Source organism: Paenibacillus shunpengii, assembly GCF_042684905.1.
In the GTDB taxonomy this organism is placed as follows: Bacteria; Bacillota; Bacilli; order Paenibacillales; family Paenibacillaceae; genus Paenibacillus; species Paenibacillus shunpengii.
Window position 1 is genome coordinate 318,170 of sequence record NZ_JBHUMJ010000011.1, and the last position, 22,585, is coordinate 340,754.

Consider the following 22,585-nt stretch of genomic DNA (forward strand, 5'->3'; position numbering starts at 1 on the left):
ATTGCCAAGCCGGACTTTACTACGCTCCCCTCCCGTTTGAGAGGGGAGGGCTGCTTCTACTTGCGGTTCCACTTGCGTAGCAGCATAAGAACCGCCATCTGTTGCACCGCTCTTGCACGGCCCTTGCACCGCCCTTGCACCGCTCTTAACTCTTTTAGCCCTGCCCGGTTTCATTACACAAGTCAATGAAACCGACCCAAATCAAAATCCGGCTCGCGAATTGCCAAGCCGGACTTACTACTCCCCCTCCCGTTTGAGAGGGGAGGGCTGCTTCTACTTGCGGTTCCACTTGCGGAGGGAGTGAAATATTCAGGGAGAAGCGGCAGCGTTCGTATTTGGACAGGGATGGCTTCCTTATAGACAATTCACTGCCATCCCTGGCCAAGAACGATCGACGGAATATTCACTACCGAAGCAGCACAAGAACCGCCATCTCTGCCTCTCTGCCTCTCTGCCACACTACCAATCTTCCAATCATTGCAATACCATATCAATTTGTTGATTGACTTCGTTCCTTTTCTTTACGAATTTTCTCATCTCGTTCCATTGCTTCTTGTACAGCATCGGCGACAACGTCCCTCTTCGGAAGCTTTCCATCAATTTTAATCAAATAACCAATGATGATAATCTGAAGCAATATGATAACAGCTAACACTGAATACTATCTCTAAATCTTAAACACCATCGCCGCCTCCACAGCCTTCTGCCAGCCTGCATACAGCCGCTCTCTCTGCTCTTCAGCCATCCCCGGCTCAAATATCCGCTCTGATGCCCACTGCTCACAGATCTCCTCCCGGCTGCTCCAGAATCCAACGGCAAGACCAGCAAGATAAGCCGCTCCGAGCGCCGTGGTCTCACTAATAACCGGCCGCTCGACCGGAGCACCCAGAATATCACTCTGGAACTGCATCAGCAGATTATTCTTCACCGCGCCGCCATCAACTCGCAGCTTAGCCAGGGGATTCCCGGAGTCCTGCTGCATCGCATTCAGTACATCCCGGGTCTGATAGGCCAGTGACTCCAGCGTGGCACGGATAAAATGCTCCTTGCTCGTACCGCGTGTCAGCCCAAATACGGCGCCTCTAACCTCACTGTCCCAATACGGACTGCCCAGTCCAACGAAGGCAGGCACCAGATATACGCCGTCGGTAGAATCCACACGGGAGGAATACAACTCGCTGTCCTTGGAATCTTTGATCATGCGAAGCCCGTCACGAAGCCACTGAATCGCAGAGCCGGCGACAAAGATACTTCCCTCCAAAGCATATTCAATCTTGCCATCGATCCCCCAGGCGATTGTCGTAATAAGCCCATGCTGTGAATGGATGGCCCGCTCGCCTGTATTCATCAGCATAAAGCAGCCCGTACCGTAAGTGTTCTTAATTGCGCCTTCTTCATAACAGGCTTGACCAAATAGTGCAGCCTGCTGGTCTCCTGCAGCGCCTGCGATCGGAACCTCTGAGCCAAAGAAATGATACGGAACCGTATGTGCATACACTTCGGAAGATCCGCGCACTTCAGGCAGCATCGCTTGGGGTATATCAAGCAGGTCCAATATTTCCTGATCCCACTCCAGGTCGTGAATGTTATACATCATGGTCCGGGAAGCATTCGAATAATCGGTGACATGGGCTGCACCTCCCGACAGCTTCCAGATCAGCCAGCTGTCTATTGTCCCGAACAGCAGCTCGCCCCGCTCTGCTCTGTCTCTTGCCCCATCCACATGATCCAATATCCATTTGACCTTGGTCGCGGAGAAATAGGGGTCAATGAGCAGTCCGGTTTTTTGACGGATCATCTCTTCATGACCTTGCGTTTTCAGGTCCGCGCAAATATCAGCCGTCTGTCGGGATTGCCATACAATCGCGTTGTATACCGGATGACCGGTGTCCTTCTCCCACACAACCGCTGTCTCCCGCTGATTCGTTATACCGATACCGGCGATCTGGGCGGGCTTCACCTCCGCTTCTGCCAGACAAGTTGCAATGACAGCAAGAATTGAGCTCCAAATCTCACTGGGATTATGCTCTACCCAACCGGGCTGCGGAAAATATTGAGGGAACTCCCGCTGTGCGGTGTATACGATCTCCCCCTTTTTATTGAATAGAATGGCTCTCGAGCTCGTTGTTCCTTGATCTAATGACATGATGTACTGTTCCATCTGCTCTACCTCCTGTTAACCAATGCTATTTTTGATAATGAGCGATAAGCTCCTGATTAGATGTGGTTACATATGTTGCTCCCGCTTGAATGGCATTGTCGACATCCTCTACGGTTCGAATGAGACCACCTGCAAATATAGGTATTCCAGTTCTGGATGAAACTTCTTTGATAATATGGGGCATAATACCAGGAAGAACTTCAATATAGTCGGGCTGGGTCTTCTCAATTAGTACATAGCTCTTCTCCAGTGCAATGGTATCAAGTAAAAAGACGCGTTGAATCGCGATCAGCCCCTTCTGCTTGGCTACACGGATGACACCGGCACGGGTCGAAATGAGACCGGCGGGACGAATCTCTTGGCATAGAAACTCGGCAGCGTACTCGTCATTTTTGAGCCCATTGATCATATCGGCATGAAGAAGGATCTTCTTGCCATGCTGCTCAGCGAGCTTGACAATATTCTTCAGCTGAGCGACATGAGAATCGAGCAGAACAATATACATATAAGGACTGTGCAATACGCGTTCCAGCTCTCTCATGCTCTTGACTGCAGGTAATATAGGCAGCGAATGAAAAGACATATGCCCTCCCCCTAATAAAGGTAATTGTTGGCATATACGCATGAAGCGCTTTCAAAGAAAACGGGCGCAAAGCCTTGATTTTAGTGATCTTTTTCATAGTTAATCTATCCGGTTGAAGTGAAGAAGTCAATACAAGGCACCTGCAAGATGCAAAAGTCCTATTCCATCTTCCGCAAATATCGTTATAATAGCAAGTGTCGCAAAAATATTTTTCTATTTTTTAACCGTTTTCACGAAAACTATTTTCATCTATTAAGGACTTTGCTTAGCTCTCTAATTAGAAAGCTCAATTAATTTATGCAAAATCCTCATCGAAAAGGAGTGCAGTAAGCATGTTACAAGGTCTTCAAAAGCTCGGCAAGTCGCTGATGCTTCCGGTCGCTACTTTGCCTGCAGCGGGTATTCTCCAAGCTTTTGCTTTAATAGACTACCAACAGGATATTCCGCTCGGAGCTGTAGGCGGTTTCATCAATCAGTTCATTACCCCCTTTCTGAATGCGGGTGCTGGAACGATTTTCGGCAATCTTCCGATTATTTTCGCCGTCGGTGTTGCTATTGGTCTCGCAGGGGATGCCGTTGCGGCGCTGTCTGCCGTCATCTCTTATCTCATTCTGGTGAAGGTTCTGGAGCAGGTTCCGCTGGTCTTCGGCTATATCCCGGACGATGTTGTGCTCAACACCGGGGTGCTCGGCGGATTTATGACCGGATTGCTGGCTGCCTATTTATACAAACGGTTCCATACGCTCAAGCTTCCCGAATGGCTCGGCTTCTTCTCAGGTAAACGGTTCGTACCGATTATTACCTCAGTTGCTACCATCGTCTTTGCCACATTGCTCGGGATGATATGGAGTCCGATTCAGGACGCCATCGCTGCATTTGGTAATTGGGTAGTAAGTCTTGAAGGCATCGGGGCATTTATCTTTGGTACGGCCAACCGGCTGCTTGTTCCCATTGGGCTTCACCACGTTCTGAACTCCATTGCCTGGTTCCAGATTGGGGAATTTACGAATGCAGCTGGAGAGGTTGTGAATGGTGACCTGACGCGTTACTTTGCAGGGGACAAAACGGCAGGGATGTTCATGTCCGGATTCTTTCCGATCATGATGTTCGCTATGCCGGCAGCAGCACTCGCGCTGATTCATACCGCAAAACCGTCCAAGCGGAAGATGGTAGGCTCCATCTTTATCGGTTCGGCCATTGCTTCCTTCCTGACAGGAATTACAGAGCCGCTGGAATTCTCATTCATGTTCCTGGCGCCTGTACTCTATGTCATTCATGCGGTTCTTACGGGTTTATCCGGATTAATTATGTATATGCTTGACGTCAAGCTGGGCTTTGCGTTCTCCGCAGGCTTAATTGACTACCTGCTCAACATGAAGCTCGCAACGAATCCATTGCTGCTCATACCGGTGGGGCTTGCATTTGGAGTGGTGTATTACTTCCTGTTCCGCTTCGTTATTGTTAAATTCAACTTAAAAACACCAGGTCGTGAAGATGATGATGAGCTTGTAGAAGGTACAGGAACGGGAGATGCTTCTGATAAGCCAGGAGTAACTTCTGTCTCTGCAGAAGGAGAAACTAAGGCAGATCAAGTGCTTCATCAGCTCGGCGGTGCTGATAACATTGAGAGCATTGATGCCTGCATTACAAGGCTGCGGCTTGTCGTTCGCGATGAGAAGGTCGTGAATGACGCCGGGCTCAAGAAGCTGGGCGCAGCGGGAATTATGCGTCTAGGCAACGGTGCTGTTCAGGTGATCTTCGGTACCCAATCTGAAGCGCTCAAGGACGAAATCAAGAAAAAAATGTAGAGCCTCAATATAAGAAAACCTGCTGAAATTTTCAGCAGGTTTTTTTCATTGTTTCTTATTCGAAACTCTATAGGATGATTAGGATAAACGCACATCTTGAACCCATTCCGCATGCTCTTCTAGATGCCCGGAACGACTGACCTTCGTCTTCAAATACTTATCATTATAGGCAGAGCGGTCTCCCCAGAGCGGAACTCTGCCGCTTACCGACATTCCCGCCTTCTGAAGCGATGCCAGCTTGCGTGGATTATTCGTAATCAGACGTACCGGCTCTTCTCTCAGCGCTCTCAGTACACGAATGGCCTCACTGTAATCCCGCTGATCATCGGCAAAGCCCAGCGCCAGATTGGCATCGACCGTATCATAGCCTTCCTCCTGAAGGAGATAAGCCATCGTCTTACTGAACAAGCCAATACCACGTCCTTCATGATTGGCCAGATAGAAGACTGCGCCTGCCCCGTGAGCAGCGATCATCTTCATTGACTCATGCAGCTGATAGCCGCAGTCACAGCGCTTGCTACCGAAGATATCACCTGTGTGACAAATGCTGTGCATCCGTATCATCGCATCCGGGTGGTGTTCAAAATCCCCATATACCAGTACACTCGATTGCTGCTGATCAGCAAGCTGCGCATTGGCAAGAGAGGCGATGAGCTCCTGCTCATCCATCTGCTTCTCTGAGGTAATCCAGCTGTACCACTTAAATTGTAGTGTATTATCCTCTATGTTCACCGGAAGCTGTACAGGACCGACCAGATAGATGTGCTTCTCGCCTTCATTGCCGCTGATCATCTTTATTTTATTTTTCAATATTTGAATCGTATCGTTCGTGATCATTTATGCTCCCCCTATTCAGGTCTTACTTGTACGCTGCTGGAACCATTTATTTATCGTATTAATCGCCACAGGGTATGTGCCATTTTTCCTTTAGTTACTTTACGTAAGTAAGTATAGAATAGATTAGTCATAACTGTCAACATAAAACAGAGTAAACTGCTATGAATAATAAATATTTTATAAATTGTTAAAATGGTGCATATAAAATTGATTCTGTTACGAACAATTCGGGGATTTTATGGTATTATGTAACAAACATCATAGATTCTGCAGAAAAACTTCATATCTTTCTTCTTGTCTCATATCCATAGTTATGCGAGTAACAAAACGAAGACTACCAAGGGGGAAAACCTATGAAACGGACGTCCTTGATTATTGTCAGTCTCATTGTTGTGCTTGTCATGAGCGGTTGCAGCTTCGGTGCATCTAAGGATTCTTCCGCATCTGACAAAAAGATAACGCTTACATTATGGTATTGGAATCGAAGTATTGATGATGGACTTCTCGCCAAAGCAAAAGAACAATTTCCCCACATTAACCTGGTCACTCAAAAAATCGGCGGTGATTTCAAATCGAAGCTGAAAACGACGCTAGCCGCCAAATCCGGAGAGCCCGACATTGTTGCCCTGAACGACTGGGTCATGGAGCTCTTTCCAAGTGAGGACCGATTCTACGATTTATATGAGCTCGGAGCTGCCGAGGTCGAGGATCTTTATCTTGACTGGAAGTGGCAGCAAGGAGTGACGCCAAACGGTAAAATGATCGCGTTTCCAATGGATACCGGTCCCACCGCACTCTTCTATCGCCAAGATCTATTCGAGCAGGCCGGACTGCCAACCGATCCGGATGAGGTCAGCCAGGCCCTCTCAACCTGGGAAGATTATATGGATGCAGGCCTTAAGGTCAAGGAGACCTTTGATGGCAAGGTATTTATGACCGACAATATTGATAACGTTTACAATCAGATCATTTCACAAAGTGAGCAGAAATATTTTACCGAAGATGGGCAATACATCGGGGATCAGAACGAAGTGATCAAATACGCGTGGGATACAGCGGTTGCGTTCTCCAATAACGGCCTCATTGCGAATGCTGAGCACTGGACACCGGAATGGAATGCGGGAATCAGCAAAGGAAAGATTGCTTCCTATGTCGGTGCCGTATGGATGAAGCAGCCACTGCTTGAAGCGGCTCCAGACAGCGTAGGGAAATGGCGGGTAGCAAGGGCACCAGGCGGAGATGGAAATGTCGGCGGTTCCTTCCTGGCGATCCCTAAATCCAGTGAGCACCCGCAGGAAGCCTTCGAGGTCATCAAATGGCTGCAAAACCCAGAGAACCAAGAGACAGCCCTATCGAACCTCAATCTCTTCCCTGCTACACCGGGTGTATTTGACAGCGATACGGTTCAGAAGGAAGAAGAATTTTTTGGCGGTCAGGTTACCGGAGAAGTATTCGCTGCATCGGCGAACAATGTCAAAGTCTCCTTCTTCGGCGAGCGCTACCCTGCAGTGCATGGCATCATGACCCGCTGGCTGAAGAACATCTCCAATCTGAATCAGGAAACGGCCTTCGATGAAGCACTGCAAAGGGTCGAGCGGGAGTTGAAGCGATAGATCTGCACGTATTCCTCACTCACAAAAGGAGGCTACCGATATGCAATCTTTGGAACCGAAAACAGGCTCATCCTATGTGCCTGCAGCCAAGAAAGAATCGCTATGGTCTGAAATCTGGAAGAATCGAGCTGTATACACGGCCATTTCGCCTTTTTATATTGTGTTTGCTATATTCGGTCTATTCCCGATTGGATTCTCTCTATATCTTGCCTTCCAGAAATGGGACGGCATCGGTGAAATGACGTATAACGGATTGAATAACTTCAGCTACCTGGTGACGGATCCAGAATTTTGGCAAGCGGTTGGGAACACCTTCATTATCTGGATTTATTCCACCATTCCAATGCTGTTCATCGCCCTTGTCATTGCGTTTCTGCTTCATGCTCCATTCGTTAAATTCAAGACCTTCTTCCGGGTCGGCTTCTTCCTGCCCAATGTCACGTCCATTGTTGCAGTCTCTATTATCTTCGCCGCCCTGTTCTCGAACAATTACGGCATATTCAACTACATTCTTAATCTCTTCGGGATTCCCATGGTGCAGTGGCTGGATACCGGCTGGGGAATCAAGACGGCAATCGCCTCGATGGTCATCTGGCGCTGGGCAGGCTACAATGCCGTTATCTATCTGGCGGGCCTTCAGGCCATTCCGCAGACGCTGTACGAAGCGGCTAAGATTGACGGTGCAACAGGCATCCAGTCCTTCTTCCGTATCACGATACCCCTGCTCCGTCCTGTAATCCTGTTCACGGTCATCACCTCTACGATCGGCGGTATGCAGCTGTTCACCGAGCCGCAAATCCTGCTCGGCAATGATGGCGGGGTCGGCGGAGCAGGAATGACGATTGTCCTGTATCTGTACCGTGAATCCTTCATTAACAACTATTTTGGATATGGTGCAGCTGTCGGCTGGGGAATGTTCATCCTCATCGCACTGTTCTCGATCATTAACTGGAAGCTCGTTCAAGGCAAATCATCCAATTAGAAGGAGTGAGGCTTCATGATACAGGCAAGACTCAAATCTATCGGTCTATACGTCGGCTTAGCCATTGGTCTCGTTATCTCGATGTTCCCCTTCTACTGGCTGATTGTCATGTCGACGAGAACGACGGCAGATATCTATTCCTTCCCTCCGAAGCTGTGGTTTGGGGGAGAGTTCTGGAACAATCTCACGAGGGTCATGGAACAGATTGATTTTGTCGGAGCCTTTCTTAACACCTTGTTTGTCTCAGCTGTTGTCACCATTCTCGTATTGTTCTTCGATTCGCTCGCCGGCTTTGCCTTTGCCAAATTTGAATTCCCGGGCAAAAAGTGGCTGTTCGTTCTGCTGCTTGCCACGATGATGGTACCAACCCAGCTCTCGCTCGTACCGTCCTTCGTTATTATGGCTGAGCTCGGCTGGGTCGGCTCCTACAAAGCACTCATTATTCCCGGCATGGTCAATGCCTTCGGGATCTTCTGGATTCGGCAATATGCAGAGGGCTCGATCCCGAAGGAGCTGCTGGATGCAGGACGGATGGATGGCGCCGGCTTCTTCCGACTATACTTTAATGTGGCTCTGCCGATTCTGCGTCCTGCGTTTGCCTTTCTCGGTGCCTTTACTTTCATTGGCGTATGGAACGATTATCTCTGGCCGCTCATCGTGCTGACGGACGAGAGCAAGTATACCCTTCAAATTGCCTTATCCCAGCTAAATGGACTGTACAACACCGATTATGCCATGATCATTGCCGGAACACTGCTGGCCATCGTTCCACTCATCATCCTGTTCCTGTTCATCAGCAAGCAGTTCATATCAGACATTGCGGCAGGAGCAATCAAGGACTAACCTTGATCTCGCAGCTAACTTAATAGAATCGAATTAAGTAAATATTCTACAAACCATGATAAGCGTCCCCACGTCATTACTGCTGAAGTGGGGACGCTTATCATGTTGTCTACCATACAAATTTAGTACATCGTATCATATACCTCATCCGGCCAGTGCAGCTCAACGCCTTGCTCCGTAAGAAGAAGCTGATACTGCTCCAGATGCTCGCTTGATTCATATACATGAACAGGATGGATGCCCTGTCTCAGGCAGTAAGCTGCCAGATAGCCGGCTGCTTCGCCGATGTTCCATTCCGTTGGATGAAGACGGTAGCAGCCATTCGCGATCTGCGTCATCCCAATATTTTTGCAGGCAGGAAGCAGGTTCTTCATACGAATCGGAATGAGCGAGCCAAGCGGGATCTCATAAGGATAATTAGGTATGTAAAAGGATCTCAGCGATTTGGTTGTCGGATGCAGATCCAGATGGTAGCTGCCCACACCAACGCTGTCTCTGTATCGTTTGATACCTTGATCACCGCGCAGCGCCTTGCTGACATCATGCTCGGTAACCGTGTAGCGTGCTTTGATTCTTCGCGACTCTCGGATATATGCTGTTTTGGCCAGACCATCGGATGTGCCCAGAACATCGCCGCGAAGCCTGACTCCGGGATAACCTGCGCCCCCATCAAGTCGAGGTGCTTCTGTCTGCAGCCAGTAAACAAGTGAGCGTGTCAGATTCCGTGCCTGTTCTTCGTGCTCCCGCTGTTTCTGTGCTCCAACACCAATGATCGGTGCCAAGTAGTAATCGTTCTGCGCCCAGTTGAGCAGCGTCACTTCTCCTGTCGGCAACGCTTCCCGCCATAGGGATGGGTCTACAATTCGGCGGTACGTCCATAACGGAGTAATTCCTTGATCATTGGGAAACATCGTAAATTGTTTCTGCTTCGTGGTGTCATTCGCATCTCCTGCGTACCAGCTGAATAGAGGCATCCGATCCGGCAGCGGCGTATAAGCCTTCCAGAACTCATAGGATACAGGACGTTCTATCGTAAAATCACCGCCCTCCACATATTCCAGCGCTGCGACATGCGTAATGGACTGGATGTCACAGGGGTCAGCCTTGAATAATGCATGCGGCTCGCCTGTGTCCTCACCTGATTCAGCACCTACCACAAACTCTGCGCCCACGATCGGCAGCAAATCCCCGTTATCGGTACCATCCAGAAAGTATTCACCTGTTAACACGAGTTCCTCGCCAGTGTACACCTGTCTTACATTGACGCTCTGCACGTGGTCACCCTTACAATCCGCTCCAGTCGGCACCGTATGATGGAGGATACGAATTTGTCCGGAGTTGACGTATGCCGCCATCATGTCTTCCAGTACTCTTAGTGCAATCTTCGGCTCATGAGCAATCCGGCTCACCCAACCATTGCCCGGGTTAAGAACAGGATCGTTCATCGCCTCATCGTTGAGTGGATAATTCCGTCTGTAATACTCCCTCACCCGGTCCCGAAACTCGCGGTAGCTCGCTGTACAGCCGAAGGATTCAATCCAACGGTGCTCATCCGGCGGAACGGCCTGTGAGGTGAGCTGTCCCCCAATCCAATCTGTTTCCTCCGTCAAAATAACATTCATGCCTGCTCTTGCTGCTGCTCTTGCCGCTATCGTTCCTCCGAGACTTGCCCCAACTACAATGACATCTGCATGTAAAACTAACGTCATTTCCTGGTCTCCTCTCCTTTAAGGCCCTGCCTGTATCAATAGCTTCGATCTATAACGGACCTTGCTGTCTTTTCCTTCATCTTCTTTGTTTCTGCTATGTTTGTTCTTGCCAGACCTTCACAGATGAGATCTATAATGAACAGCTGTGATATTTTAGCCCCAATAGATCCCCCTTCGAGCGGCATCTCCTTGCCCGCTGTCAGCAGCACGAGGTCAGCTATGGATGTAATCGGTGACTTGGCATAGTTCGTAATGGCAATGACCTTCGCCCCGCTCTGCTTCGCCTTAAGCAGCATATCGTTGGTGTCAAGCGTACTGCCGGACACACTAATTCCGAAGGCAACATCCCCTTCACGCATACTGACTGCCATCATGGCCTGAATGTGACTGTCTGCCACCGCCTCGGATCGTCTGCCGATCCGCAGCAGTCTGTTCTTGGCATCCAGCGCTGTAATACCGGAGGCTCCTACGCCGAAGAACTGTACATTGCCAGCCTGATCGATCCATTCAATTGCCTGCTCCAGCTTACTTCTGTCTAAGAGACTCATGCTTGAATGCAGAATGTCGATATTGTTCTCGTAGACCATACGGACGAAGTCCTTGCTGTCCTCGTCCTGCTCCCCCGGCTTTTTCGCCCCGGCGTTCTGAGCCAGCGACAGCTTGAAATCCTGATAGCCCTTGAATCCAATCTTCCTGCAAAAACGCATGACCGTTGTCTCCCCCACCCCGGCAAAATCGGCCAGCTCCGTGACAGAGTAATACATGAGATCATCGGCATTCTGCAGTACGCATTCTGCTACTTTTTGTTCTGACTTGGTCAGCGAAGGATAGTAGGTATTAATGCGATCTTTCATTTCCATGGATTGAAATCACTGCCTTCCGTGCGGCTTCCGCGAACCGCTTCGTTATTAATTGAGGACGGGAAATAGCGGAACCGACCACGACGGCATATGCACCGAGCCGAAGCACCTCCTCCACTTGAGCCGGCTCACTGATTCTCCCTTCCGCGATTACCGGAATGGCAAGCCGCTCCGCGGACTCCTTGACCAATTCAAGATGAGGACCTGCGAGGTTCGGAGAGTACGATGTATAACCCGACAAGGTGGTTGACACACAGCTGACACCGAGGGACGCGGCGTACAGCCCTTCAGCTAACGTAGAGATATCGGCCATCACCGGCATATTCTGAGACTTCATATACTCCACCATCGTCTCCAGCGTAACCTGGCCCGGCCGCTTTCTTCGCGTAGCATCCAGAGCGATCATATCCGCTCCCGCCTCAATCAGTTCATCGACTTCTTTCGTCGTGGGCGTAATATATACCTCCGAATCCGGATAATCTCTTTTGACGATTCCAATGACAGGAAGGCCCACTGCCTGCTTGATCGCTCTCACGTCTTCAGCACTGTTCGCTCGAATCGCGATTGCCCCGCCTTCTTCCGCTGCCTTGGCCATCTTTGCCATCGTCTCCGAACCATGAAGCGGTTCACCCGGTAAAGCTTGGCATGATGCAATCAGTCCATATCGTATTTGCTTCAATACGGGAATCACTAGCATACACCCTCTTCCTGGTTACTCCTGCCTGAATCATACAGCATGATATTTCACTTTCAGTCCAACTTCAAAGGTACGATTCCACGGCATGTAACAATCAACAATCTCAACTCGGCCCGCCGGACCATTGATCTTCTCCTCCAGCACTTCAGTAAGCCGATGCTCGACGCGTTCCGCCACTTTCCTACGCGGCCCATCCAGCAAAAATTTATTGTAACCCATTTCCTCGACAACTCCTGCATTCATTTCCTTGCGGACCGTCGCACAGTAACATGCATCTTCCGCATAACGTAGCGCGAGAAAATCGAGGTGCTCCTGCGTTCGTCCGTACAGCGTATAAATGAGTGCCTGCGAGATAACAGTTCCAAGTGAATTCGAGCTGGTGTTCCAAGCGGCATAGCCTGCCAGATCAAACAGTATGCCCTTTTGGCGCAGCATTTTGACCAGCTTGAGATCCGCACCATTCGCATAGCCTACATCGGCAACGGCTACCGCCTTGCCTTGTTCCTTCATCATGTAGCTTCCGTATTCGATCAGCTCCATTAAATTGCGGTACACATCATAGCTGAAGAATGGATGCTCCTGCGACACTGCCTCCATCATCGTCTCCCCCGGGGTGCTGGCAAGCAGGATGAGATCTGCTTCACTCGCACTGGAAGCGATTAAGGCTCCTGCTGCCGTGATCTGATACTTTAGTGTCTCGTAGAAAAAACGATCTTCATATACCGGTGTAACAAATGCACCTTGTATAGAGGATAGTCTAGGATACACAAGCGGCTTTACTCCCTTCGTCTCGTTCAACATCCGAGTTATCAGTGTACAGCCGACTTCATCAGCTCCTGGATACATGTACGCCTTTAGCTCCAAGTCGAGCTCACTGATCCGCTGTCTCGCCACCTGCTGATCTTTTGCCGTATAACCATACGGTGCGGAATCATCCTGCGGGAAGATCAGGAAGTCAATGACCCCATCCTTCACCAAGTCCAGTACGGCCCGATTAGCCTGGATGTTGATCCTCCTTCTTCCCAGATAATCATCCAGCACCTCCTTCGGCAGACGTTTGTTAATGTCCTGAAGCTCTTCCAGCTCCTCTTCGGTAGCTAATTTCAGCTCCTTCCGATGACTAGTATAGCCTTTGCGGAAAATCTCACGACCCCAATCCGCATAATAGTCCGGCTCTTCATCTGATATGGAGTACTGCGGACAGCGCATGATGAGCTGAAATGCAAAAATTTTGAGATTCAAATGCTTCTCTTTGAGCTTGCGCAGTCTTGTTAGCCTTCCAATAAGCTCATCTTCCGTGAATTCGTGAAGTCTCGAAGGAATAATTCCTCCATATAAAAGGGTATCCAGTGCGATGACAGCGCCTCCTGCACCTTCGGCCTTCTCTTCAAGCCAAGTCCACAGCTGTTCAATATCGCCCGGTCTTTTTTTAAGTCCCAATATCGACAATGGTGGCCGCTCTACTGTAAGCTCCGTGCCCTCTGCCAGCATGTACGGGAATTCGTAGTTGCAGGGTCTTTCGTCGAGTGGGATGAAGATCGTATGCATGGTTATCACGCTCCTGTTCTGACTTCTTCGCTCCGACTTGTTTTGAATGCGAAGTGATTGCTTCGGAGTTGTTCATGCATTCAAAGCCAAAAGTCGCTCAGAATCCAGAACACTCGCTTGGCGCTTAGGGGTGGCGGGTTGCTTCGCGTCACCCTTGCCTTGATATTTAGTTAGTTTGTTAAGGGATGAAAGATCAGAATTACATGAAAACCTTTTAGCCTGCGGCGTAATCTGTCCCTTTGTTGAGGGACAGAAGGGCTTACTTTAAAACTCTTTAGCCTGCGGCGTTCCTCTATCTCCCCTACGGGATAGAGTAAACCTTAGCCCTTCACTGCTCCGGCGATACCCTCCATGTAGTATCGCTGTGTGAACAGGAACACGACGATGATCGGAATCACCGAGATCATCGTACCGGCGGCGATCCAGCCAAAGTTATACGAGAACTGTCCGTTCAGCGTCGTCAATGCGGACGCAAGCGGGTACTTTAATGGGTCATCCAGAATAACCATTGGCCATAGGAAGCTGTTCCAGAACGACATGAACTCCAGCAGGGCAATAACGGCAATCCCTGGCTTCACCAGCGGCAGGATCAGCTGCCACCAAATCCGAAATTCGGAGGCGCCGTCGATCTTTCCGGAATCACGCACATCAATCGGGATATTCAGGAACGTCTGACGCATCAGGAAGATATTAAAAACAGACACCGCCGCAGGCAGCACAACACCCAGGTACGAGCCGCCGAGTCCCAAATCCTGAATGGTCAGGTAATGCACGATCATCGCGGTGGAGGATGGAATAATCATCGTTGCAATCAAGGTCACGAACACGAAATTACGGCCCTTAAATCGGAATACGGCGAGCGGATACCCCGTCATACATGACAATACAATATTGAACACTACACCCAGCACCGTAATTACAACCGTGTTCCAGATATACCTTGGGAAGTTCATAAACTGCCATACCTGCACATAGTTATCAAAATCAATAAAGGTCGGGAAGATTGCAGGCGGCGAAGAGAAAATATTACGCCCCGGCATCAGTGACACACTCAGCAGCCATAAGAACGGTCCCATCATAAAGATAGCCAGGAGGAGCAATAGCAAGTACGTAATCGCCATCCGCAATCCGTTGACTACTTTTTTCTTGCGCTTGCTCGTCTCGATCAACTTGTCAGCTTGGGTTAACTCGACTGTTTCCATCAGTATGAATTGACACCGCCCTTCTGATTCAGCTTAAACACGATGACACTGAGTCCGCCGATCAGTACACTCACAATGAGTCCCAGCGCAGAGGCATAGCCGAAATTGAACTGCTCCAGACCTTTTTCAAATATATACACGCTGGATACCAGCGTCGATGTTCCTGGGCCACCCTTGGTCAGAATATAGACCTCATCAAATACGCGCACCGCCCCCATAACAGAGATCAAGGAGCAAAAAAAGATATGCGGACGCAGGAGCGGCAGGGTAATGGACCAAATCAGCTGCATTCGGTTGGCCCCATCTACTCTCGCTGCCTCGTAGAGGTCATTCGGAATACCCTGAAGACCTGCAAGATACAGCATCATGTAATAGCCGAGTGCTTTCCACATCGTAATAAACATGAGCGTAGCCAGTGCCGTTTCACTGGTCGACAGCCAGGATACCTGCTCACTGATAATTCCTACCTGCATCAGCAGGTAGTTGACCACCCCATTGCTGCTCAGCAGCCAGCTCCAAATCAGGGCTACAGCAACCATGGAGGTAACGACAGGAATGTAGTACGCCGCACGGAAGAGCTTAATTCCAGGTATACGGCTGTTCACGAGAATCGCCATTAAGATAGAAAAGATCTGGATAAACGGAACCACGATAACGTACAGCAGTGAATTCCATAAGGAAATGGTGAAGTTCTTATCCAGAAACGCATTCTTGAAGTTATCCAAACCGACATACTTTGTTTCCCCAATAACGGAATAGTTCGTTAAGGACAGCGGTATTCCATAAATAATCGGCCAAAATACAAATACGGCAATAATGAGCAAACCTGGGGTCATGAATGCCCAGGCTGCAAAAGATTCAGAACGAACCCACCTCATTTGCATTCCCCCCTTGTGAATTAGATGAGGCAAGAAACGTATTTCTTGCCTCATTTAATGCATTCCAATTCTCCTTACACTCAAGTGGCACTACTGCTTCAGGATATTGTTCACTTCGGCCTCTACAGCATCCAGCGTGGCCTGAATTTCTTTACCGTTCAGCAAGATTTCCTGCAGTCCGCGTGCGATTGCAGAGTTAATATCTCCTGCATTTGGTACCCCGACCATGTAGTCTGTCGCTTCGGTAAGACTTTGGCTCGATGCCAGCTTCGCTTCAGCTTCAAGAGATCCATCAGATTCCTTGAAGAACGGATCCTCAACGGACTCCTTCGTGGAAGGCAGTGTATTGGCTACTTTGGAGAAGGCGGTTTGATTGGCTGCATTCGTAATAAATTTGGCAAACTCAGCTGCTGCCTCCGGATGCTCGGTCTTGGAAGGGACGACAATGTTCATAGAGTTAGACAATCTGAGGCCGGCTTTACCTGTCGGCAAAGATACAGCAATCGTGTTCTCATACACATCAGGTGCGGATGTCTTGATAAAATTGATGAAGGTTGGTCCAGCGAGTACGAAGGCCGTCTGCTCTGCCGAGTAGAACTGGATCTGCTTGGAGAATTCAGCATCCTCCTTCACAACCAGTCCTTCTTCCATTAACCCCTTCAGGTTCTCGATCATAGCCACCATTTCAGGTGTATTGAAGGCAGCTGCGGTCTTGTCTTCGTTCAGGATCTGGATACCGTCGATGGGCAGAAGCTTCGAAACGAGCTGCACCGCGTAACCGGCTTTGCCTGTCTTTTCTTTTACCGTACGGGCCCACTCTGCCAGTTCCTCTCTGGTTTGCGGCGGATTTGCCGGATCAAGTCCCGCCTCCTCCAGTATTTTCTTGTTCATAAACAGCACTTCGGTACCGGTGTACCATGGGAGGGCATAAGCTTTGTCATTAATGATGGTGGAATTGAAGATTCCGTCAAAATATACGGCCTTCTCTTCATCTGTGAGGTGTTCGTTCAGGTCGGTCAGCGCACCTTTGGTGCCCATCTGACTCGCAAATTCGGTGTTGAGATTCACGACATCCGGACTTTCATTATTGGCTGTCGTCGTCAACAGCTTCTGGGTGATCGCATCAAACGGAAAATCACTCCATTTAATCGTCACATTCTCATGTGCTGCCTCGTACTCGTCAATCAGTCCGTTAAAATAGTCGTTAAACGTAGGCTGAAGGGCAATCGTCCAGAACTCAAGCTCAATCGGCTCACTGGCTTCCTCTGTTCCTCCTGAACCCGGATCAGCAGGCGTTGGTGCAGGGTCCGCTCCGTTATTACCGCCTCCGCCACTGCATGCACTAAGCAATAGGGATAGCAACAACAGGGTTAAACACGACAGCTTGAAACCTCTTCTGCTTCTTCTCATTCCTTTTTCCCCCTTCATAATCGACAAGAGTCATTTGCGAAGAGAAAGACGTGATGATGTGTTAAAAAGCACGGAAGTTTTACCTTTCGCTTCTCTTTGTGGGAAATTATAGCAAAGAAAACCAAAATAAAAAAGATTTTTTCCTAAATTTATTTAAAAAGTGGAATATTTTTTCTTTTGTACTAACACGCTCTTGTTACTCGGAATATAAAAGGCTGAAGAAAACAATCGTGAAAACAATCGACAATCCCTGAAGAAAAAAGCTATAATTTGAATAAATGGAATCATTTTCTGTCAAAAATATGCTGAAAAGTGGTGATTTCTGTTCCATGCTGTATGCTGGTGCCTTTATCGTATCCCTGCTCATTGTTGTGCTGCTCATCCCTCCATTAGGCAGGCTTGCTCTTAAGATTGATTTCGTGGACAAGCCTAGAGAGAATGAGGAGCGCAAGCTGCACAAGAAGCCCATCCCTTTGACCGCAAGCTATGCGATCTTTGCCGGATTTTTCATCGCCTATCTGCTGTTCTCAGGCGAATATACATGGCAGACGGCAGCCTTGTTTGCCGGAGGACTGCTCCTGCTCGTTATTGGAACCGTCGATGATTGGTACAAGACCAGAGGCAAGGACTTTCCCGCTCTGCCCAAAATGCTCGTTCAAGTATCCGCTGCCGTTATTGTATATTTAGCAGGCATTCGTTTTACCGGGTTCTATAACCCTTTCAGCGAGGAATACATCTCACTTCCGGTCTGGCTGCAGTTTACACTGACCATTCTGTGGATCTTCGGTGTTACGACAGTTATTAACTTCTCCGATGGAATGGACGGGCTCGCGGGAGGACTATCTGCTATTTCAGGCACGACATTGTTCATTGTGGCATTGACGATGGGTCAGAGCCACTCGGCCTTGCTTGCGATCGTACTTGTCGGTGTAACTGCAGGCTATCTTAAATTCAACAAACCCCCGGCCAAAGTATTTATGGGAGATGCGGGAGCGACGTTCCTCGGGTTTATTCTCGCCGTCATCGCCTTGGATGGAGCATTCAAGCAGGCAACGGTTCTATCCATCCTGATTCCAATTCTGGCATTAGGTGTTCCGATCTTCGATAACCTGTTCGTCGTCATCAAGCGTTTCCTTGAAGGAAAAGCGATCTATCAGGCAGATGCGAGCCAGGCGCATTACAGATTGCTCAGAGCAGGTCTGACCCACAAGCAGACTCTGGCCGTCTTATGTCTCGTAAGTGTATGTCTCTGCTTGTCCTCGATCATTCTGATGCTGGTACAGATCTAAGAGCGTAGGTTTATATCTTAAAAGAGCATGATCCATGAGTCTCCTCCACTCAGATCATGCTCTTTTTTGTGTGCTTGGAAGCCGCCAGTCCGATATGCCCAGCATAAGAAATTGTTCATGAACTGCCCTCTGCTCCCATACAGTATATAGATGCAGGCAGAAGCCTGTGTATCAGTACAGCTGTTGAAGGAGCGGATGAAGTTGGACACTCTTCAATTTGTCATATTTCCACCACCCAACATCGCAGATCCGATACTGAAGCGACTCCTGGCCCTTCTCTGTGAGTCAGCCCCTGTATACTATGTTACAAGCCGGCCAAAGGAGGAATTCCACGAACACTCCTAACCTGAGGAATTAAATTATGTACTCAGGAGCGCGCTGGCTCAGCTCTGGAATGAGAATACCATCGCCTTCGTGGCCCATCCATACTGGGTGCATGCAGCGGCATCCATGCATCCGAAGTACATAATTACATACGAGCCTGCCCATCTTGATGAATCAGATGAAGGACTATATAAAGCATGTATGCAGCAATTGACGGCGATATCCAGTCTTGTATGCTCTGATTCCGAGATGAAATGTCTGGACTGGGCCTTCCGAGGCTGTGCCGCCCTCCTCCTGCAGGAGGAATCTGCTGTCTATGATGTGCTTTTTCAGGAGGCCGTCCATGAGCTTGTCCACAGTGAGACAACATCCATTCATCGACGTCAGTGGTTAGAGCGAGCTGCCTATTACGAATCGTTACGGGAACAATCCGGTCCTCATGAGACGATCTCCTTCCTGCTGTCCGTCTATAGGTACTTGCTGGAGGATAAGAATGCGCTTCGCTATGCGGAGGAGGCCTTCCTGCAGGCTGTCATGCAAGGTAGAAATAACGCCCTCATCACGCATTACAGATTCCTCTCGGCCATTCAGGCACAGCAGGGCAATCTGACTCAGGCTGTCAGCACCTACGGAATTACAGCCTATAGTGATACTGACACGAACAGATACCACTCACTTCTTCAGTTAATGGCGGATGGGCAAGAGACGACTGCCCTTTTCCATATCTATCGATTCAACGATGATTATCGCGCAGCCTTATCCATGCTGGACCTGCTGCCAGAGCAGAATGCAAGACATCTATCCTTTCAGCTGTACCGGGAAACCGGCCGCCTCGAAAAAGCACTCGGAGAGGTTGCAGCCTCCGATCTGCAAACGGAGCAGGACCGAAGGGAATTCCGCATACTGTCAGGCAGTGTAGAAGCCATGAGAGGTGACCGGCACACCGCAATCCGCCTATTCATGGAAGCAGCCGAGAGCGATGAGGATGTGCTTGTGCAGATTATTGCACTGGATGCACTCGATGAGAAGCTTCGCATTCTGGAGCAAGGGAGCTGAGCCGAAAGACGATGACGATATCCAATTCACCACCTATATCTCCTGTGAGGAAGAAGGAAAATAATAAGCTGACGGCCATGCTTCAGGTTCGTAACGAAGGGGGCCGATATTTGGAGGAAGTGCTGGAGAATCTGTCTACCTTTGTTGATCATATCGTGATTGTGGATGATGCAAGCACAGACCACACGCTTGAAATCTGCAGATCCTTCGACAAGGTAGAGAAGCTGGTTACTTTGGCTTCGTCTCTGTTTGATGAGGAGTGGAAGCTCCGCTCGATCCTGTGGCAGACGACGGCCTCCACTTCACCAGACTGGATCCTTGCCGTCGATGCCGATGAGTTGTATGAAGAGCGTGCGAAGCGGAGTATTCGGAACCTGATTAACCAGGATCGTTACGATTGGGTCAGCTTCCGACTATATGATATGTGGGGGAGCAGACAGTATTATCGGGAGGATGAGCTATGGCAGGCGCATCGCCGTCAGACGATGACGCTTGTCCGCTATTTTCCAGGCTTCCCTTATCTCTATCCCGAAAAAGCGCATCATGTACCCCGCCTTCCCGCCACCTGTGCCGCGCTGCAGGGATTAACGACCGATCTGCGGATCAAGCATCTGGGCTGGGCCGGCCCTCTTGAGGAGCGCGTTCAGAAGTACGTCCGCTACAAAAAGCTTGATCCTGAAGGCAAATGGGGGAATATCGCGCAGTATGAATCCATTCTGGATCTATCCCCAAGCCTTGTGGAGTGGAAGGAGGAGATCTAAGCATGGGGTATATCAGTGTGCTTACGCACAGCTTCGCAGATGGCTACAATCGTGACTTCGAACGGCTGTTTGGCGGCGGACTGGAACGGTATATTTTTCGGCTGTGCCAGGTCATACGTGATATCGGCCGTATCCCGGAAGTGCACCAGCTCTCCTATTACGAGGCATTCCATAGAACGATAGAAGAGATTGAGGTATTCGGTTACCCTTATGATCCGGACCACATCCCACAAGCTTTTGACGAAATGGCCTCTCGCGCCCGTGGCCCACTCATCTACGCCAGCTGTATATGGCACCCGCTGAACTATGCGCCAGGCAGTCTCGGTATCTGCCACGGTATTAACTGGGATCGACACAACCTTCCGGCGGCTGCCAAACGCGAGATTGCCGGCTCGATTCAAAGGGCGCTGGACCAGCTCGACACCCTTGTATCGGTAGATTCGCATTTTCTCACCTACTGCCGCGCTGCATGCACCTATCAGGATCCCCATCAGGTTGTGCTCATTCCGAATAGTGTCGATACAGAATATTTCAAGCCTGTGCACCTGATGCTCGGAGACACCGATGCCGACAAGACGATTGATGAAGAAGCACTGCGCAAGAAAGTGAAGGGCCGGACGGCCTACCTTCATCATGGAGATGAAGAGCAGGATGGAGAACAACAAGATGGAGAACACGAAGGGGAATTCAATTCTCCAGCCGATCTCAACGCTGCAATAGAAGCACCGGACCTGCAGGACGCTGACGACAGCTCTAACCAGAAGAGTATACGGCTCTTGTTCCCGAGAAGAATCAGCCTGGAACGAGGCATCATTCCTATGATGCTGGCCAGTGACCGTCTGTTGGGCGCCTACCCCACACTCACCATTGAATTTGCAGGTGAACGGGTTGAAGGCAGTACGATCGGGAAGACATTCGAGATATGGAGAAAGCATCATCCGCACAAAGATCGCATATATGCGAAGAGCTATAAATTTGATGAAATGCTGCTGGCCTATCAGCAGGCGGATATCGCTGTCATTCCGACGATCTTCTCGGAAGGAACCTCCTATGCCTGCCTTGAAGCGATGAGCTGCGGGCTCCCCGTTGTCGCGGGCAATGTCGGAGGATTAAATGATATCGTCCAGGACGGGTTCAATGGACTGTCTGTTCCTCCCGTAGAAGAGAACATAGTCGCCGCCATATGCAGGCTGATCGATGATGATGAGCTTAGGGAGCGAATGGGTAATCAGGCTAGACAAACTGCACTTGCCTATGATGATCACAAATGGGAGCTGGCTTGGAAAACGGTGCTCCAACACCACCTCAGCCGCAAGGCCCGGAAGGAGCGTATACTGCTGCGATGACAATCGAATCAAGATATGTACGGCGTGATGATGAACGAATGGACACGGTGCTTGTTCCACTGCATCCAGCCTGGTGGAGCAGACCATATGAATATGCCTGGGCCCGTCAATTCGCTCATGCGGAAGATACTGTGCTGGATGCTGCCTCCGGCATTCCTCATCCTTTTAAATTCTGGCTCGTTGACCGTGTGCATAAAGTATATGCCTGTGATCTGGACCCGCGCATCTTATCCAATGAGGCGATCCGTTCCGCAGTCGCGGACGATTTTGGTATTCATATATCGCGAATTCTGCCAGAGCGCTACATCGAGAATGTGGAGCGGGCTCAGGCCGATTTAGCTGCACTGCCTTATCCGGATGAGCAATTTGATACGGTCTTCTGCATTTCTGTACTGGAGCATTTAGATCACCCCACACGGCTGAAATCGCTGAAGGAATTTGCCCGGGTGCTGAGACCCGACGGCAGACTTGTGCTTACTGTGGATGTGCCCGATATTGAACCAGAACAGCTTGCCGCTCTCCTGTCTGAAGCAGGTCTTATGATCGTGGGTCCGCTGAGCACCGAACGGCCTGACGATGCGATATTCACAACCATGTATGGTCCAGTCATCTACTGCTTCCGGGCACTTATCAAAAAAAGACATAAGGATGATGTGTGACGGTAAGACCGCCACACCT

At 49.6% G+C, this 22,585-nt stretch carries 20 protein-coding genes; 9 read left to right on the plus strand and 11 right to left on the minus strand.

What is annotated here, in order from left to right; all coding sequences use genetic code 11:
* Positions 1-154 precede the first annotated feature (154 nt).
* The 3 genes from ACFSVM_RS23425 to ACFSVM_RS23435 form a co-directional block, all read right to left on the minus strand.
* Complete coding sequence (locus tag ACFSVM_RS23425; RefSeq protein ID WP_379264885.1) at positions 155-364, minus strand: hypothetical protein; 210 nt, start codon at positions 362-364, stop codon at positions 155-157.
* 303 nt (positions 365-667) lie between these two features.
* Positions 668-2,161 carry a glycerol kinase GlpK gene (gene glpK / locus ACFSVM_RS23430; RefSeq protein ID WP_379264887.1) on the minus strand — a complete coding sequence of 498 codons (1,494 nt, stop codon included), beginning with the start codon at positions 2,159-2,161 and terminating at the stop codon, positions 668-670.
* Between the two features lie 25 nt (positions 2,162-2,186).
* Positions 2,187-2,744 (minus strand): glycerol-3-phosphate responsive antiterminator, encoded by a 558-nt coding sequence (locus tag ACFSVM_RS23435; protein WP_076314359.1) that lies wholly within the window; start codon positions 2,742-2,744, stop codon positions 2,187-2,189.
* 332 nt (positions 2,745-3,076) lie between these two features.
* Here ACFSVM_RS23435 and ACFSVM_RS23440 point away from each other — a divergent pair, with 332 nt between their 5' ends.
* Complete coding sequence (locus ACFSVM_RS23440) at positions 3,077-4,552, plus strand: PTS transporter subunit EIIC (protein WP_379264890.1); 1,476 nt, start codon at positions 3,077-3,079, stop codon at positions 4,550-4,552.
* 78 nt (positions 4,553-4,630) lie between these two features.
* Here the strand turns inward: ACFSVM_RS23440 and ACFSVM_RS23445 are convergent, their stop codons facing one another.
* A complete protein-coding gene (locus ACFSVM_RS23445) occupies positions 4,631-5,389 on the minus strand; it encodes a GTP cyclohydrolase II (RefSeq protein ID WP_379264892.1) in 759 nt (252 codons plus the stop codon).
* Positions 5,390-5,742: 353 nt separating this feature from the next.
* Here ACFSVM_RS23445 and ACFSVM_RS23450 point away from each other — a divergent pair, with 353 nt between their 5' ends.
* The 3 genes from ACFSVM_RS23450 to ACFSVM_RS23460 are packed head-to-tail and all read left to right on the plus strand — an operon-like array spanning position 5,743 to position 8,827.
* Positions 5,743-7,002, plus strand: coding sequence for an ABC transporter substrate-binding protein (locus tag ACFSVM_RS23450; protein ID WP_379264894.1), 1,260 nt, complete (start codon positions 5,743-5,745; stop codon positions 7,000-7,002).
* Positions 7,003-7,042: 40 nt separating this feature from the next.
* Positions 7,043-7,984 carry a carbohydrate ABC transporter permease gene (locus ACFSVM_RS23455; protein ID WP_076314355.1) on the plus strand — a complete coding sequence of 314 codons (942 nt, stop codon included), beginning with the start codon at positions 7,043-7,045 and terminating at the stop codon, positions 7,982-7,984.
* A gap of 15 nt (positions 7,985-7,999) precedes the next feature.
* Positions 8,000-8,827 carry a carbohydrate ABC transporter permease gene (locus ACFSVM_RS23460; RefSeq protein WP_076314354.1) on the plus strand — a complete coding sequence of 276 codons (828 nt, stop codon included), beginning with the start codon at positions 8,000-8,002 and terminating at the stop codon, positions 8,825-8,827.
* A 122-nt stretch (positions 8,828-8,949) separates the two neighbouring features.
* On the opposite strand, the gene ACFSVM_RS23465 is transcribed toward ACFSVM_RS23460, so the two are convergent.
* The 7 genes from ACFSVM_RS23465 to ACFSVM_RS23495 form a co-directional block, all read right to left on the minus strand.
* Entirely contained in the window at positions 8,950-10,536 is a 1,587-nt protein-coding gene (locus ACFSVM_RS23465; protein WP_379264897.1) for an FAD-dependent oxidoreductase, read from the minus strand.
* Between the two features lie 35 nt (positions 10,537-10,571).
* A complete protein-coding gene (locus ACFSVM_RS23470; protein WP_076314352.1) occupies positions 10,572-11,396 on the minus strand; it encodes a MurR/RpiR family transcriptional regulator in 825 nt (274 codons plus the stop codon).
* Positions 11,374-12,093, minus strand: a complete 720-nt coding sequence (locus tag ACFSVM_RS23475) for an N-acetylmannosamine-6-phosphate 2-epimerase (protein WP_076314351.1) — start codon at positions 12,091-12,093, stop codon at positions 11,374-11,376. The genes ACFSVM_RS23470 and ACFSVM_RS23475 overlap by 23 nt, the downstream gene beginning before the upstream one ends.
* 30 nt (positions 12,094-12,123) lie before the next feature.
* Positions 12,124-13,641: a DUF4127 family protein gene (locus ACFSVM_RS23480; RefSeq protein ID WP_379264900.1), complete on the minus strand. Its 1,518-nt coding sequence runs from the start codon at positions 13,639-13,641 to the stop codon at positions 12,124-12,126.
* Between the two features lie 320 nt (positions 13,642-13,961).
* Positions 13,962-14,762 (minus strand): carbohydrate ABC transporter permease, encoded by an 801-nt coding sequence (locus tag ACFSVM_RS23485; protein ID WP_371264556.1) that lies wholly within the window; start codon positions 14,760-14,762, stop codon positions 13,962-13,964.
* An 80-nt stretch (positions 14,763-14,842) separates the two neighbouring features.
* Positions 14,843-15,721 carry a carbohydrate ABC transporter permease gene (locus ACFSVM_RS23490; protein ID WP_076314348.1) on the minus strand — a complete coding sequence of 293 codons (879 nt, stop codon included), beginning with the start codon at positions 15,719-15,721 and terminating at the stop codon, positions 14,843-14,845.
* A 90-nt stretch (positions 15,722-15,811) separates the two neighbouring features.
* Complete coding sequence (locus ACFSVM_RS23495; RefSeq protein WP_379264902.1) at positions 15,812-17,131, minus strand: ABC transporter substrate-binding protein; 1,320 nt, start codon at positions 17,129-17,131, stop codon at positions 15,812-15,814.
* A 329-nt stretch (positions 17,132-17,460) separates the two neighbouring features.
* Here ACFSVM_RS23495 and ACFSVM_RS23500 point away from each other — a divergent pair, with 329 nt between their 5' ends.
* The 5 genes from ACFSVM_RS23500 (at position 17,461) to ACFSVM_RS23520 (ending at position 22,566) form a co-directional block, all read left to right on the plus strand.
* Complete coding sequence (locus ACFSVM_RS23500; RefSeq protein WP_081872347.1) at positions 17,461-18,420, plus strand: MraY family glycosyltransferase; 960 nt, start codon at positions 17,461-17,463, stop codon at positions 18,418-18,420.
* A 414-nt stretch (positions 18,421-18,834) separates the two neighbouring features.
* The gene (locus ACFSVM_RS23505) at positions 18,835-19,800 is read left to right on the plus strand and encodes a hypothetical protein (protein WP_379264904.1); all 966 of its coding nucleotides are present in this window, start codon (positions 18,835-18,837) and stop codon (positions 19,798-19,800) included.
* Between the two features lie 11 nt (positions 19,801-19,811).
* A complete protein-coding gene (locus ACFSVM_RS23510) occupies positions 19,812-20,561 on the plus strand; it encodes a glycosyltransferase (RefSeq protein WP_379264906.1) in 750 nt (249 codons plus the stop codon).
* 2 nt (positions 20,562-20,563) lie between these two features.
* Positions 20,564-21,907, plus strand: a complete 1,344-nt coding sequence (locus ACFSVM_RS23515; protein WP_379264908.1) for a glycosyltransferase family 4 protein — start codon at positions 20,564-20,566, stop codon at positions 21,905-21,907.
* Positions 21,904-22,566, plus strand: coding sequence for a class I SAM-dependent methyltransferase (locus ACFSVM_RS23520; RefSeq protein WP_076314343.1), 663 nt, complete (start codon positions 21,904-21,906; stop codon positions 22,564-22,566). Before ACFSVM_RS23515 ends, ACFSVM_RS23520 begins: the two co-directional genes overlap by 4 nt.
* Positions 22,567-22,585 lie beyond the last annotated feature (19 nt).